This window comes from Sphingomonas fuzhouensis (assembly GCF_034659795.1).
Lineage (GTDB): Bacteria > Pseudomonadota > Alphaproteobacteria > Sphingomonadales > Sphingomonadaceae > Sphingomonas > Sphingomonas fuzhouensis.
The window spans coordinates 136,157-151,039 of sequence record NZ_JAXSQY010000003.1 but is presented as its reverse complement, the minus strand read 5'-3'; the positions used below and the strand labels follow the sequence as shown (position 1 = coordinate 151,039).

At 67.0% G+C, this 14,883-nt stretch carries 11 protein-coding genes and 1 tRNA gene; 11 read left to right on the top strand and 1 reads right to left on the bottom strand.

What is annotated here, in order from left to right; all coding sequences use genetic code 11:
- Positions 1-33 precede the first annotated feature (33 nt).
- The 9 genes from U1H82_RS08840 (at position 34) to U1H82_RS08800 (ending at position 12,510) form a co-directional block, all read left to right on the top strand.
- Positions 34-1,953: a methyl-accepting chemotaxis protein gene (locus U1H82_RS08840; RefSeq protein ID WP_322964565.1), complete on the top strand. Its 1,920-nt coding sequence runs from the start codon at positions 34-36 to the stop codon at positions 1,951-1,953.
- A 170-nt stretch (positions 1,954-2,123) separates the two neighbouring features.
- Positions 2,124-3,800, top strand: a complete 1,677-nt coding sequence (locus tag U1H82_RS08835; RefSeq protein WP_322964564.1) for a methyl-accepting chemotaxis protein — start codon at positions 2,124-2,126, stop codon at positions 3,798-3,800.
- Positions 3,797-4,285, top strand: a complete 489-nt coding sequence (locus tag U1H82_RS08830; protein ID WP_322964563.1) for a chemotaxis protein CheW — start codon at positions 3,797-3,799, stop codon at positions 4,283-4,285. The genes U1H82_RS08835 and U1H82_RS08830 overlap by 4 nt, the downstream gene beginning before the upstream one ends.
- Before the next feature lie 70 nt (positions 4,286-4,355).
- A complete protein-coding gene (locus U1H82_RS08825) occupies positions 4,356-5,204 on the top strand; it encodes a CheR family methyltransferase (protein WP_322964562.1) in 849 nt (282 codons plus the stop codon).
- A gap of 5 nt (positions 5,205-5,209) precedes the next feature.
- On the top strand, positions 5,210-6,283 hold the full coding sequence (locus U1H82_RS08820) for a protein-glutamate methylesterase/protein-glutamine glutaminase (protein WP_322964561.1): 1,074 nt from the start codon (positions 5,210-5,212) through the stop codon (positions 6,281-6,283).
- A 13-nt stretch (positions 6,284-6,296) separates the two neighbouring features.
- Positions 6,297-8,045, top strand: a complete 1,749-nt coding sequence (locus tag U1H82_RS08815; RefSeq protein ID WP_322964560.1) for a hypothetical protein — start codon at positions 6,297-6,299, stop codon at positions 8,043-8,045.
- A gap of 138 nt (positions 8,046-8,183) precedes the next feature.
- Positions 8,184-9,908: a ubiquinone-dependent pyruvate dehydrogenase gene (gene poxB, locus U1H82_RS08810; RefSeq protein ID WP_322964559.1), complete on the top strand. Its 1,725-nt coding sequence runs from the start codon at positions 8,184-8,186 to the stop codon at positions 9,906-9,908.
- A 23-nt stretch (positions 9,909-9,931) separates the two neighbouring features.
- Positions 9,932-10,420: an FUSC family protein gene (locus U1H82_RS08805; RefSeq protein WP_322964558.1), complete on the top strand. Its 489-nt coding sequence runs from the start codon at positions 9,932-9,934 to the stop codon at positions 10,418-10,420.
- Positions 10,421-10,650: 230 nt separating this feature from the next.
- Complete coding sequence (locus tag U1H82_RS08800; RefSeq protein ID WP_322964557.1) at positions 10,651-12,510, top strand: glycoside hydrolase family 127 protein; 1,860 nt, start codon at positions 10,651-10,653, stop codon at positions 12,508-12,510.
- Between the two features lie 235 nt (positions 12,511-12,745).
- On the opposite strand, the gene U1H82_RS08795 is transcribed toward U1H82_RS08800, so the two are convergent.
- Positions 12,746-12,821: transfer RNA gene (locus U1H82_RS08795), tRNA-Val, on the bottom strand.
- Between the two features lie 187 nt (positions 12,822-13,008).
- Between U1H82_RS08795 and U1H82_RS08790 the strand changes: the two genes are divergently transcribed.
- Together U1H82_RS08790 and U1H82_RS08785 are read left to right on the top strand one after the other, a co-directional pair.
- On the top strand, positions 13,009-13,485 hold the full coding sequence (locus tag U1H82_RS08790) for a hypothetical protein (RefSeq protein WP_322964556.1): 477 nt from the start codon (positions 13,009-13,011) through the stop codon (positions 13,483-13,485).
- The gene (locus U1H82_RS08785; RefSeq protein WP_322964555.1) at positions 13,485-14,795 is read left to right on the top strand and encodes a DNA-packaging protein; all 1,311 of its coding nucleotides are present in this window, start codon (positions 13,485-13,487) and stop codon (positions 14,793-14,795) included. The genes U1H82_RS08790 and U1H82_RS08785 overlap by 1 nt, the downstream gene beginning before the upstream one ends.
- Positions 14,796-14,883 lie beyond the last annotated feature (88 nt).

The window sequence follows — 14,883 nt, the reverse complement described above, 5'->3', positions numbered from 1 at the left end:
ATTGAAAAGCAGGGCTATTTTAGGAGTAGAGTCATGCGTTTTCATGCTTCGTTGAAAGATACCTCGCATGTCGACGTCGCCACCGCTGAGATCGTTCGCCTGCAACGGGCCTTTGCCCAGGGACGGGTGAGCGATCGGGCGGACCTGTCGGGGGCCACCGGCAAGGCGCGTGACATGCTCGTCGCGGTCAACGATCTGCTCGAAACCGCCGCCGTGCCGGCCGCCGCCTTCAACCGGCGGCTGGCACATGTCGCGGCCGAACATGACCGGGGCGATATCGATGTCGTCCTGCCGGTCGACGAATTTCACGGCGATCTGGCGGTCGCCGCCAAGACGGTCAACGACCTGGTCGCCAGCCATATCGCGGTCAAGAAACTGGCCATGACCTGCATCCAGTCGCTGGCCCAGGGCGATTTCGAAGCGCCGCTGGCGACCCTGCCGGGCAAGAAGGCCTTCATCAACGACACGATCGAGCGGCTCCGCGGCAATCTGAAGGGCCTGATCGCCGAGATGAACACCATGTCGGCCGAGCACGACCGGGGCGATATCGATGTCTTCGTGCCGGTCGACAAGTTCCAGGGCGATTTCGGCGTGATGGCCCGTCGCCTGAACGAGATGGTCGCCAACCATATCGCCGCCAAGAAGATGGCGATGGCCTGTATCAAGCAGTTCGGCGAGGGCAATTTCGACGCGCCGATGCAGCAACTGCCGGGCAAGAAGGCGTTCATCAATGACACGATCGAATTGCTGCGCGCCAATTTCAAGGCGATCATCGGCGAGATTCAGCGGCTGATCGCCGCTTCGACTGCCGGACAGCTCAGCGAGCGTGGCGATGCCATGCGCTTTCCCGGCGACTTTGCCGGGCTGATCAGCGGGATCAACGGGATGCTCGATGCGATCCTGCTGCCGATCGGCGAGGGCAACCGCGTCCTCGATCTGGTCAGCACGGGCTCGCTGCTCGAACGGGTGGAGATCGACTGCGACGGCGACCATCGCCGGATGAAGGATGCGATCAACAATCTGGTCGACAATCTCACTGACTTCGCCAGCAACGTCGCGGGCGCGGCGGATCAGGTCGCCAGCGGCAGTCAGCAGCTGTCCGCCTCCTCCGGCCAGGTGTCGGAAGGCGCGACCGAACAGGCCGCCGCCGCCGAGGAAGCCTCCGCGTCGATGGAGCAGATGGCGGCCAACATCAAACAGAATGCCGACAATGCGGCGCAGACCGAGAAGATCGCGCGACAGTCGTCGCAGGATGCCGAGCAGAGCGGTCAGGCGGTGCAGAAGGCCGTCGTCGCGATGCGCACCATCGCCGAGAAGATCGGCATCGTGCAGGAAATCGCGCGCCAGACCGACCTGCTCGCCCTGAATGCGGCGGTGGAAGCGGCACGTGCCGGTGAACATGGTCGCGGCTTCGCGGTGGTTGCCGCCGAGGTCCGCAAGCTGGCCGAGCGCAGCCAGACGGCGGCGGCGGAGATCAGCGGCATGTCGTCGGACACGGTGCAGGCCGCCACGCAGGCGGGCGACATGCTGACCCGGCTGGTGCCCGACATTCGCCGTACCGCCGAACTGGTCGCCGAGATCAGCGCCGCCTGCCGCGAGCAGGATATCGGCGCTGCGCAGATCAACCAGGCGATCCAGCAGCTCGACACAGTGACGCAGCAGAATGCCTCCGCCTCCGAGCAGATTTCGAGCACCTCGATCCAACTGGCCGGGCGTGCCGAGGATCTGCAGGGCAGCATCGCCTTTTTCCGCATGGCCGACGATGCGCGGTCGGTGGCAGCCAAGCCTGCAGTCCGCAAGCCAGCGGCGCGTCCGCCGGTCGCCAAGCCCCGCAAGACGCCGTCGCGGGCCGGTTCGATCGCCGACCAGCAGGCGCGGGTGCGTGGCTTCGCGCTCGACCTGAGCGAGGGCGGCCCGGACGGAGAGGATGCCGCGTTCGGCCACGCGGCCTGACGATACGGCACAGGCGGGGCATCGGGGGGTGCTCCGCCAAGTCCAACTATAGTGACGGGATCATCACCGCCCTGAACCAATCCTTCATCTATTCCGGCTTATGATGATCCATGATTTTGGCGGTTGCTTCGATAGCATCCGAATACAGTAACTCACATTGGGGTGGGATTATGCGCGCGACAATCAAGATGAAATTGGGGGGCACGTTCGCGATAGTATTGCTGCTATTGGCAGTGGTCGTCGGGGTCGGTGTGTCGAAGATCAACGCCTTGAACCTGATGATTGCCGATATCATCGATGGGCCCGCTCAGCGGATCAAGCTGTCCCTGACCGCGGACGGGGATGTCGGACGCGCGATCCGCGCCGAAAAGAACATGATGCTGACCCAGGACCCGGCGCAAATGCGCAGCTTCGACGGCAGCTTCGCCCAATATGACGCCAAGATTCAGGAGAGCCTGACCAGCGGTCTGAAGATCGCCACCGAACAGGGGAAGCCGATCTGGACCAAGGCGCTGGAGGAATGGCGCGGCTATAAGGGGGTCAGCGACCGTGCCCGCGCGCTGGCCCTGCAGAACCACAATGCCGAGGCCAGCGTCATCTCGATGACCGAAGGACGCGCCATCGCGGCGCGCCTGAGCGACACGCTGGGCAAGCTGGCGGACATCACCCAGGGCCAGATGGATAAAGCGAAGGCCGATTCCGCCGTGCTGTACGCTTCGGCCCGGACCACGCTGATGGCCACGGCGGTCGTCGCGCTGCTGATCGCGATCGGGGGTGCCCTGTGGGTCGCGTTGCTGGTGTCGAAGGGCCTGCGCAAGATCGGCGAAGCCGTGTCCGCCGTTGCCGAGGGCGATCTGAACACCGAGGTGTCGGTTGCCAGCAATGACGAGATCAAGGACCTGGTCGACACCGTCAACCGCATGACCGTGCGTCTGCGCGAAACGATCGGCCAGACCACCCAGGCGGCGCAGAATGTCGCGGCGGGCAGCCAGCAGCTGTCGTCTTCGTCGGAACAGGTGAGCCAGGGCGCGACCGAACAGGCCGCCGCCGCCGAGGAAGCCTCCGCATCGATGGAGCAGATGGCGGCCAACATCAAGCAGAACGCCGACAACGCGACCCAGACCGAGAAGATCGCCCGCCAGTCGTCGCAGGACGCCGAGCAGAGCGGGGCTGCGGTACAGAAGGCGGTCGTCGCGATGCGCACCATCGCCGAGAAGATCGGCATCGTGCAGGAAATCGCGCGCCAGACCGACCTGCTCGCCCTGAACGCGGCGGTGGAAGCGGCGCGTGCCGGTGAACATGGCCGCGGCTTCGCGGTGGTTGCCGCCGAGGTCCGCAAGCTGGCCGAGCGCAGCCAGACGGCCGCCGCCGAGATCAGCGGCATGTCGTCGGACACCGTCGGTGCCGCTACCCAGGCGGGCGAGATGCTGACCAAGCTGGTCCCCGACATCCGTCGCACCGCCGAACTGGTCGCCGAGATCAGCGCCGCGTGCCGCGAGCAGGATATCGGTGCAGTCCAGATCAACGAAGCGATCCAGCAGCTCGACAAGGTCACGCAGCAGAACGCCTCGGCCTCCGAGCAGATCTCGTCCACTTCGGAAGAACTCGCCAGCCAGGCCGAGGAGCTTCAGGAAAGCATCGCATACTTCCGCGTCGACGGTCATGGCGGGACGGCACGGTCGGCGGTGCGTCGCCCGGCGCTGGCCAAGAGCAAGGCGAAGCCCATATCCTCGGGCGCGCGTGCCGGTTCGGTGGCCGACCAGCAGGCCCGCGTGCGCGGCTTCGCGCTCGACCTGAGCAATGGCGGCCCCGACGGCGAAGACGCCGCTTTCGGACGCGCCGCATGAGCGCGGGGCGCGACATCCAGGTCGTCGTCTTCGGCCTGGGGGAGGAGGAATTCGCCCTGCCGGTGACGACGGTCCGCGAAATCCTGGACCACCGGACCGCCTATCGGGTGCCGCACGCCCCCGCCTGGTTCCTGGGGCTGACCGATGTGCGCGGGGAATCGGTGCCGATGGTCGACCTGCGCGTCCGCCTGGGCCTGAGCCCGGTCGAACCGACGCTGACCACCCGTGTCCTGGTCGTCGACATGACGGGCGAGGGCGGCAAGCCGCTGGCGCTGGGCCTGGTGGTCGACCGGGTCCTCGACGTCGCGACCTTCGCGGCGGACTCGGTCGAGGGCGCGCCCGAACTGGGCGGCCGCTGGCGGTCGGACCAGATCGAGGCGATCCTGCGCCGGGGGGCAGGCTTTGTCGCGCTGCTCGATCCGGCACGGCTGTTCGGCGCCGATGGTGCCGAGGCGGCGCTCGCCGATTTCGGTCTGGCGGCCTGACCCATCCCCTGTTCGGCCGCCCCCGGTGGCGGCCGATCCTTTCCCTTCGCTTCCGACAGGAGCCGTCCCTTTGAGCAACCTCGCCCGCGCGGCGGCGTCCACCGATGCGCTGCAACGTCGCGATTTCGATCGCATCTCCGCCTATGTCTACAAGGAGTGCGGCATCCGCCTGCCGCCTGCCAAGATCACGATGATCGAGGGCCGGTTGCGCCGCCGGGTGCGCGCGACGGGGCTCAGCAGCCTTGCCGATTATTGCGCCTGGACCTTCCAGGAAAATCACCTGGAGAGCGAGCGCGAGCATCTGTTGAACGCGGTCACCACCAACAAGACCGACTTCTTCCGCGAGCCCAAGCATTTCGACTATCTGATGGGCACGGTGATGCCGCGCCTGCGCGACGAGGGACAGCGGCGGGTGCGGGTATGGAGCTCGGCCTGCTCGACGGGCGCGGAGCCCTATACGCTGGCCATGCTGCTCGACGCCTTCGCCGCCGACAAGGGCGGGCCCGATTTCGGCATCCTCGCGACCGATCTGGACAGCGAGGTGCTGCGCACCGCCCGCCGGGGCATCTATCCGGCCGCGATGCTCGATCCGGTGCCGTCGGTCTTGCGCAAACGCTATGTCATGAGCGCCAGCGATCCCAAGCGCGACGAGATGCGGATCGTGCCTGCGCTGCGCGCGTCGGTCGGCTTTGCCCAGATGAACCTGATGGACGAGCGCTATCCGGTCGATCCGATGGACATCATCTTCTGTCGCAACGTCCTGATCTATTTCGACAAGCCGACCCAGGAAAAGGTCGTTCGCCGTCTGGCCGAATGCCTGCGCCCCGGCGGCTGGCTGTTCCTCGGCCATTCCGAATCGATCACCGGTTTCGACCTGCCCCTGACCACGGTGTCGAACACCGTGTTCCAACGGATCTGACGGCCATGAAGAAAATCCGAGTCCTGGTCATCGATGACAGCGCCAGCGTCCGCCAGGCGATGACGGCCATCCTGTCCGCCGATCCCGAGATCGAGGTGATCGCGGCCGCCGCCGATCCCTTTGCTGCCGCCCGCCATATCCAGGATCAGGTGCCCGACGTCATCACCCTGGACGTCGAGATGCCGCGCATGGACGGCATCACCTTCCTGCGCAAGCTGATGTCGCAGCGGCCCTTGCCGGTGGTGATGTGCTCCTCGCTGGTCGAGGAAGGGTCGGAGACGCTGCTCCAGGCGCTGGAGGCTGGCGCGGTCGATGTCATCTTGAAGCCGCGCGTCGGTGTCGCCGATCACCTGAACGAAGCGCATATGATGATCCGCGAGACGGTGAAGGGCGCGGCCAAGGCGCGGCTCGGCGCGCGTCGTGGTCAGGCCAAGCTCTCGCCCGCCGAAAAGCTGACCGCCGACGCGGTCCTGCCGCCGCCCACCGGCCGCGCGATGAGCCGGACCACCGAGATGGTGGTGTGCATCGGCGCATCGACCGGCGGGACCGAGGCGCTGCGCGAGGTGTTGGAGGCGCTGCCCGCCAATTCGCCTGGCATCGTCATCGTCCAGCATATGCCCGAAAGCTTCACCCGCGCCTTCGCCAAGCGGCTGGACGGGCTGTGCGAGGTCGACGTCAAGGAAGCCGAGGACGGCGATACCGTGATGCGCGGCCGGGTGCTGATCGCGCCGGGCGGGCTTCGCCATACCATGCTGGAGCGCCAGGGCGCGCGCTATGTCGTGTCGGTGCGCGAAGGGCCGCTGGTGTCGCGCCATCGCCCCTCGGTCGATGTGCTGTTCCGTTCGGCGGCGCGCAATGCGGGCGCCAATGCGGTCGGCATCATCCTGACCGGCATGGGCGACGACGGTGCGCGTGGCCTCCTTGAAATGAAGCAGGCGGGCGCCCGCACCTTCGCGCAGGACGAGGCGACCTCGGTCGTGTTCGGCATGCCCAAGGAGGCGATCGCACGCGGCGCCCATGACAAGATCATCCCGCTGGGCAGCGTCGCGCGCGAGCTGCTCCACGCCACGGCACGCTAAGAAGGAATAACAGATGTTTGTGGCACGGATCGATACCGACAATGCCGCCCCGCTGGCAGGTGAGGCATCCTCGCTGACGGGGTCCTTCGCGGTCCTGGCGGACCAGTTGCAGGACCGGATGGGCGGCCTGGAGGATGCGTTTCGCGAAACCGGCGAGACGCTGGCCACCGCGATCGGCACGATCGACGGCATGGCACAGGGGCTGGCGACGATCCGCCAGGACCTGTCGCACGACACCGCCGGGGTCGCGGTCTCCCGCCTGCGCGACGTCGCCTATCGCCTGATCACCCTGCCGATCATCCAGAAGCGGCGCGCGATCGAGGTCGAGACGCTGACCGGGCGCACCCGCGAATTGCGCGGCCTGCTGAACGAGGTCAGCACCATCCTGAAGCTGCTGGGCATCTATGGGATGAACATCAAGATCGCCTCGTCCGGTGAGGCGGCGTTCTTCAACTTCGTCGTCGGCATGGACGAGAAGCTGACCAGCGGCCGCCAGGAACTGCGCCAGATCGAGCGGCAGCTCGACCAGTTCGGCCGGGTGGTCGGCGATGTGCAGCAGGCCGACCGCCTGCTGGCGACCGAATGCGAACGCGCCGGGGCCGCCGTGCCCGCCGAGCTGACCGCCAACGCCAATGCGTTGCAGGATCATGTCGAGGCGGTGATGCGGATGACCGACGAGGTCGGCGGCATCGTCCGCACCGTGCAGGGCGAGGTCGCCCGCATCCTGGGCGCGATCCAGATCGGCGACAGCGTGCGCCAGCGCGCCGAACATGCCATCGCCATGCTGCGCCGCATCGCGGACCCGGCGGACGCCGCCGCCATGGCCGTGCCGGAAGGGGCCAAGGCGCATATGGCCCGGCTGGTCGCCGCGCAGCTGACCGCGATGGCCGACGAGTTCGGGCGCGAGATCGCCTCGATCGTCACCTCGCTGGAACGGCTGGCGCCGCTGGCCGATCATTTGCGCGAGCTGCTGGGGGTGCAGGGCGGCGATGACGGGCAACTGCTGTTCCGGCTGGAACATGGCATCGCCACGCTGGGTAACGTCACCGATCAGCTGTGCGACGCGGACGGTCATCTGGCGGAACTGACCGGCTTTGTCAGCCGGACCCTGGCCGACCTGACCGAAGGGCTGAGCCGCATTCGCCATATCGCGGTCAACGTTCAGGACATCTCGACCAACACCCAGTTGCTGTGCCGTCGCCACGGCGCACTGGGCCGCGCGGTCGCGGTCATCGCCAAGGAGGTGGCGCCCTGTGCCAGCCGTCTGGACCAGTTGAGCCTCGCCGTCGGCAGCCTGATCGGCGTGCTGGGCGGCATCGACCTGGTCCAGGACGGCAGCCAGGGCGCGAACGGCGACACCCGCGGCGCGTTGCAGGAAGCGCTGTCGGTGGTCCGCCGGGCCTGCGAAAGCTCGACCGGGGCGATGGTCAAGGGCGGCGGGGATGCCGAGCGCATCGTCGCCTCGCTCCAGGCGAGCGCCAGCGACCTGGATCATCAGCGCGGCTTTGCCGAGACGCTGTGCACGGTGGCACAGGGGCTGGTCCTCTTTGCCGACCGGGTCGCCCCCGAAACGCCGGAAGGGGTCGACCTGACCGAGGCGGACGAGGCCGCGCTGTCCGAGCTGCTGCCCTGGTCGGCGGGCCTGTACACCATGGCGTCCGAACGGCTGATCCACGCCGCCTTCCTGCTGCCCGGCATGGAGCCGGTCGCGACGGTGGCGGCGGCGGTGTCGTTCGACGACGATGACGACGGCTTGTTCTGATCGCGGTTGCAGGTTCGTTCCGACAGCTTGCAGAAAGTTCACCTACGGGGTGCGAAGCCAATCGCACCCCACGTCGTTTCGCTTGTGCAGCATGAACGGAGGCAAAGGCCTTCGCTGACAGCAAGGGAAAGACGAGAGATGGCCGAGACGATCGCTGATCTGCTGAACCGCACGCTGGTCGAGGCGGGTGTCGAACGGATCTGGGGCGTGACGGGTGACAGCCTGAACGCCTTCAACGACAGCTTGCGCAAATCGGGTGCGATCCAGTGGATGCATGTCCGCAACGAGGAGGCGGGCGCCTTTGCGGCAGGGGCGGAAGCGGCGGCGACGGGCGCGCTGGCGGTATGTGCGGGCAGCTGCGGTCCGGGCAATCTCCACCTCATCAACGGGCTGTATGACTGCCAGCGCAATCATGTCCCGGTGCTGGCGATCGCGGCGCATATCCCGTCGAGCGAGATCGGCCTGAACTATTTCCAGGAAACCCACCCCACCGAGCTGTTCCGCGAATGCAGCCATTTCTGCGAGATGGTGCAGGACCCGCGCCAGATGCCCGAACTGCTCCACCGCGCGATCCGCACCGCGATCGGCAAGCGCGGCGTGGCGGTGCTGGTCATCCCCGGCGATATCGCGCTGAAACCCGCGCCGGAGACGCGGGATGTCGCCTTCCCGCCGCTCGCCACCCCGCGCCTCGTGCCGCAGCAGGCGGAACTGGCGAAGATCGCCGAACTGCTCAACGGGTCGAAGGCGGTGACGCTGCTGTGCGGATCGGGCACGGCGGGCGCGCATGACGAGGTGGTGGCGCTGGCCGAGGCGCTGAAGGCGCCGATCGTCCATGCCTACCGGGGCAAGGAATGGATCGAATACGACAACCCCTATGATGTCGGCATGACCGGGCTGATCGGCTTTTCGTCGGGCTATCACGCGATGATGGAGTGCGACACGCTGCTGATGCTCGGCACCGACTTCCCCTATCGCAACTTCTATCCCGACAAGGCGAAGGTCGTGCAGGTCGACCGCGATCCAAGTGCGCTGGGGCGGCGCGTGCCGCTCGACCTGGGCGTGGTCGGCGACGTGGCCGAGGTGGCGCGCGGCCTGATGCCGTTGATCGCCGGTGAGCGCGACGGCCGCTTCCTCGACAAGGCGCGCGCGCATTACCGCGATGCGCGCAAGGGACTGGACGATCTGGCTACCCCGCGTGACGGCGATAAGCCGCTGCATCCCCAATTCGTCGCGCGGACGATCGATCGGCTCGCGAGCGAAGACGCGGTCTTCACCGCCGATGTCGGTACGCCCGCCGTCTGGGCGGCGCGCTATCTGACGATGAACGGCCAGCGGCGGATCATCGGCTCGTTCAACCATGGTTCGATGGCCAATGCCTTGCCCCAGGCGCTGGGCGTGCAGGGGGCCTATCCGGCGCGGCAGGTCGTGTCGCTGTCGGGGGATGGCGGGCTGACCATGTTGATGGGCGACATGCTGACCGCCGTGCAGATGAAGCTGCCGGTCAAGATCGTCGTCTTCAACAATTCCACTTTGGGCTTCGTCGCGCTGGAGCAGAAGGCGGCGGGCTATGTCGATGACAATGTCTCGCTCCAGAACCCGGACTTCGGCGCGATCGCGCGGGAGATGGGCTATTTCGGGATACGCGTCACCCGTTCCGACGCGCTGGAAGGCGCCTTGCGCGAGGCGTTCGCGCATGATGGCCCCGCCCTGGTCGATGTCGTGACCGAAACGCAGGAACTCATCATGCCGCCCAAGATCCAGGCTGAACAGGTCAAGGGGTTCAGCCTCTATGCCGCGCGCGCGGTGCTGAGCGGGCGTGGGGACGAGGTGCTGGAACTGGCGCGGGCGAACCTGTTCCGGTGACGCCGCCCGCCCTTCGATCCTGGGTGACCGCGCTGGCCTCGCGCGAAGAGGCGGTGCGGTCGGTCGCCTTCGTCATACGTTGCACCGGCGCGGCGGTGGTGGCGCTGATCCTGGCCCAGGCGATAGGGCTGGACCATCCGGTCTGGGCCACGGTCTCGGCGCTGGTCGTGTCGCAGGACAGGCTGGGCGACACCCACCGGTCGCTGAGCTGGCGGATCGTGGGAACCCTGATCGGCGTGGCGGTCGCGCTGCTGGTCGCCTTTGTCATGCCGGGGGCGGGGCCGGTCGCGATGCTGGCGGTGGCGGTGGGCGTCACCGCCGGAATCGCGCGAATCCGCACCGAATTGCGGGTGTGCATGTGGACCGCCGTGATCGTCCTGCTGACCGTGCCGCCGGGCGGATCGGTCCTGACCTCCGCTTCGGCTCGTGCGCAGGAGGTGATGCTGGGCGTCGCGATCGGGGCGATCCTGCACTGGATCATGGAGCGGCTGCTATTCCATCGCGCCACCTAGACCTTCTGTATCCGACTGTCGGACAAATGACGGGCGGATGACACCTACCGAAACGGGATTCTCCATGCCACGTTCGAAAACGTTTGCGGATTTTGGCACCCTGTCGCAAACTGCCAGAAAATAGAAATAGTCGGAGAAGATCGGTGCCTTCATGCTGTCCCGCCCCGTCGCGGCGTCAAGTCCTTGCCACGGCCAGTATCGGTGCCCTGGCGACCGGATGGGGGGCGGTGATGCCCGCTTCCGCCTGGGCGCAGAGCGGGACCAAGCCGATGACGGCGGCACCCGGCACCATCGTCCAACCCTTCGACATGGCGGACGTCACGCTGGAGGACAGTCCCTTCCTCCATGCGCAGAAGATGACCGAGGCGTATCTGATGCGCCTGCAACCCGACCGGATGCTGGCCAATTTCCGCAAGAATGCCGGGTTGAAGCCCAAGGCACCCGTCTATGGCGGCTGGGAGTCGGAGGCCCAGTGGGACGAGATCAACTGCCACGGCCATACGCTGGGCCATTATCTGTCGGCCTGCGCACTCGCCTATCGGGCGACCAAGGACCGGAAATATCGCCAGCGCATCGACTATATCGCCAATGAACTGGCGGCGTGCCAGCAGGCGGCGGGCACGGGCCTGGTCTGCGCCTTTCCCAAGGGGCCCGCGCTGGTCGCGGCGCATCTGCGCGGGGAGCCGATCACGGGCGTCCCCTGGTACACGCTGCACAAGGTCTATGCGGGCCTGCGCGACGCGGTCCAGCTGGCGGGGAGCGAGGCGGCGCGGCCCGTGCTGATCCGGCTGGCCGACTGGGGCGTGATGGCGACCAAGCCGCTGACGGATGACCAGTTCGAAACGATGCTGCAGACCGAATATGGCGGCATGAACGAAATCTATGCCGATCTGTATTTCATGACCGGCAATGCGGATTACCGGCGCGTCGCCGAGCGCTTTTCGCAAAAGGCGGTGATGAACCCGCTGGTCAAGGGCCAGGACCATCTCGACGGGATGCACGCCAACACGCAAATCCCCAAGATCATCGGTTTCCACCGCGTGTTCGAGGCGACCGGCGACGACAAATATCAGAATGCGGCCGCCTTTTTCTGGCGGACCGTGGCGCACACCCGCGCCTTTGCGACCGGCGGCCACGGCGATGGCGAGCATTTCTTCGCCATGGCCGATTTCGACAAGCATGTGTTCTCGGCCAAGGGGTCGGAAACCTGCTGTCAGCACAATATGCTGAAGCTGACCCGCGCGCTGTTCCTGCGCGATCCGCGGGCGGAATATGCCGATTATTACGAGCGCACGCTCTATAACGGCATCCTCGCCTCGCAGGACCCGGATTCGGGCATGGCGACTTATTTCCAGGGCGCGCGGCCCGGTTACATGAAGCTGTACCACACCCCCGAGGACAGCTTCTGGTGCTGCACCGGCACGGGCATGGAAAATCATGTGAAGTATCGCGACTCGATCTACTTCCATGACGACCGCGCACTGTATGTGAACCTGTTCATCCCCTCGACCGTGACCTGGGCCGATAAGGGGGCGTCGCTGACCCAGGTGACGAACTTCCCGGAAGGAGCGAACACCCAGTTCCGCTGGAAACTACGCCAGCCGACCGAGCTGACCCTAAAGCTGCGCCATCCGAAATGGAGCCGCACCGCGACCCTGCTGGTCAACGGCGCGGAGGTGCAGCGCTCGGACAAGCCCGGCCGCTATGCCGAGCTGACCCGGACGTGGAAGACCGGCGACACGGTCGAATGGCGCCTGGTCATGGAACCCGGCGTCGAGAGCGCCCCCGCGACCCCCGAGATCGTCGCCTTCACCTATGGCCCGCTGGTGCTGGCGGGCGCGCTGGGTCGCGAGGGGCTGGCACCGGGCGCGGACATCATCGTCAGCGAGCGGAAATATGGCGAGTATAACGACACGCCGTTCCAGGCCCCGACCCTGTCGGGTGAGCCCCAGGCGCTGACGCAGCAGATCAAGGCGTCCGGCAAGCCGCTGGAGTTCACCATCCCGGCGGCGGATGGCCAGCCGGTGCGGCTGGTTCCCTATCACCGCATCGCGCACGAGCGTTACGCGACCTACTGGAAGCTGGCGTAAACCAAATTCCTCCCCTGCAAGGGGAGGTGGCAGGGCGAAGCCCTGACGGAGGGGTGTCGCCCTATCGAAAGCGGGACACCCCTCCCCCATGCTGCGCATGGTCCCCCTCCCCTTACAGGGGAGGAAGAGGAATGACGCCCCGATGCGGGGAATTGTCCTCCGATAAACGAATCCAGTGAACTACCCAAACCGCTCGGGAAATCAGCCGATTTCGTCAGAAAATGTGGGATTCCGGTGGTGGGCGATGACGGGCTCGAACCGCCGACATTCTCGGTGTAAACGAGACGCTCTACCAACTGAGCTAATCGCCCCCTCTCGGGAAGCCCCGCCTAATGCCGATGCGCTTCGCGTCTGGCAAGCCGCTTTTATGCCTCGAACCCATCTGGTTCGTTTGTTGGATACAAACCCCATCAGGATCGGTACATAACAGGAACATCGAGAGCGGACACGACCGGGGGAGCGGTCGGGTCGGTCCTCGATGCTTCGGGGGGAGCGGGGATGGCCGGAACGGGGGAAGGCGCGCGGTGGACGTTGGCGCGGCGACGGCGGTTCCTGGACGCGCTGGCGGTCAGCGCCGATGCGGAGGTGGCGGCACGGGCGGTGGGAGAGACGCTCGGCGCGGTCCGGGGATTGCGGCAACGCGATCCCGCCTTCGCGGAGGGCTGGGCCGAGGCGATCGGTGCGGCGCACGCGCTGGTCGAGGAAGGGCTGCTGCGCCGGATGCTGACCCTGTTGGCCAAGGGCGGGGAGGAGGGCAGAGAGGCCGGTGCGGGGACCACCGGCCTCTCCATCACCCCGCCGCTGCAACCGACCGAGGTGCAATTTTATCTGAAGCTGCTCGCCCGTCGCGATGCGCTGGCCAAGGCCGGTGACGGCGTGAGCGAAGCGGCGCGGGCCGATGCGGCCGAGACCGATGCGGCGCTGGAACGCGCGCTCGATGGGCTGGCGCGACGGCGGTTGAAGGGGATGGCGTGATGGCGGGACAGGATGCGGCAACGCGGCTCGCCACGCTGGCGATGCTGGAACCGGGCGCGCGCGAACAGGCACTGGCCGCGCTGACGGCGGCGCAGAAGCGCGAATTGGTCGAGCGTTGGGAATTATGGGCGCATGACGGACAGGTGGCGCCGCCGGGCGACTGGCGGGTCTGGCTGATCCGCGCCGGACGCGGCTTCGGCAAGACGCGGGCGGGGGCGGAGTGGGTGAGTGCGCTTGCCCGCGAGCAACCGGGGGCGCGAATCGCGCTGATGGGGGCGACCTTGCGCGATGTCGAGCGGGTGATGGTGCGCGGCGAAAGCGGGCTGCTGGCGGTGGCACGCAAAGGCGAGACGCCGAAGTGGATCGGCAGTCTGGGACAGGTGCATTTCGCATCCGGCGCGATCGGCTTTGCCTATTCGGCGGCGGCACCCGAGGCTTTGCGCGGGCCGCAGCATCATGCCGCCTGGTGCGACGAACTGGGCAAATGGAAGGGGGAGGCCGGATGGGACAATCTGATGATGACGCTCCGGCTGGGCGAGCATCCCCGCGTGCTGGTCACGACCACGCCGCGTGCGACGCCCCTGATGCGCAAGGTCATGGCGCTGCCCGATTGCGTGGAGACGATCGGGCGGACCAGCGACAATGCGCATCTGCCCGACAGTTTTCAGGACGCGATGCTGGCGCAATATGGCGACACGCGGCTGGGGCGGCAGGAGCTGGACGGCGAGATGGTCGACGACCGCGAAGGGGCCTTGTGGACCCGCGCGCTGCTCGACCGGCAACGGGCCAAGACGGTGCCCGCGCTCGACCGGGTGGTGGTCGGCGTCGATCCGCCCGCGACGAGCAGCGGCGATGCCTGCGGGATCGTCGCGGTCGGGCTGGGGCGCGACGGCCATGGCTATGTGCTGGAGGATGCCAGCGAGGCGGGGCTCTCGCCCGAGGGCTGGGCGGCGCGGGTGGCGGGCTGTGCCCGGCGCAACCGCGCCGACCGGGTGGTGGCCGAGCGCAACCAGGGCGGCGATATGGTGGAAAGCGTGCTGCGGCTCGCCGATCCGACCCTGCCGGTGCATCTGGTCTATGCCTCGATCGGGAAAGCCGCACGGGCGGAGCCGGTGTCGTTCCTCTATGCGCAAGGACGCGTGTGGCATTCGCGCGGCTTCCCGGCGCTGGAGGACGAACTGTGCGGGCTGGGGGTAGCGGGGGCCTATGACGGGCCCGGCCGCTCACCGGATCGCGCCGATGCGCTGGTCTGGGCGCTGACCGAACTGATGCTGTCGGGGCGGGGGCCGCCGGGGATACGGAATTTGTGAGGACATTCTTTCCTCCCCTGCAAGGGGAGGTGGCAGGCCATAGGCCTGACGGAGGGGTGTCCCGGTCAGAGAGGTAGGGCTGTCTTCT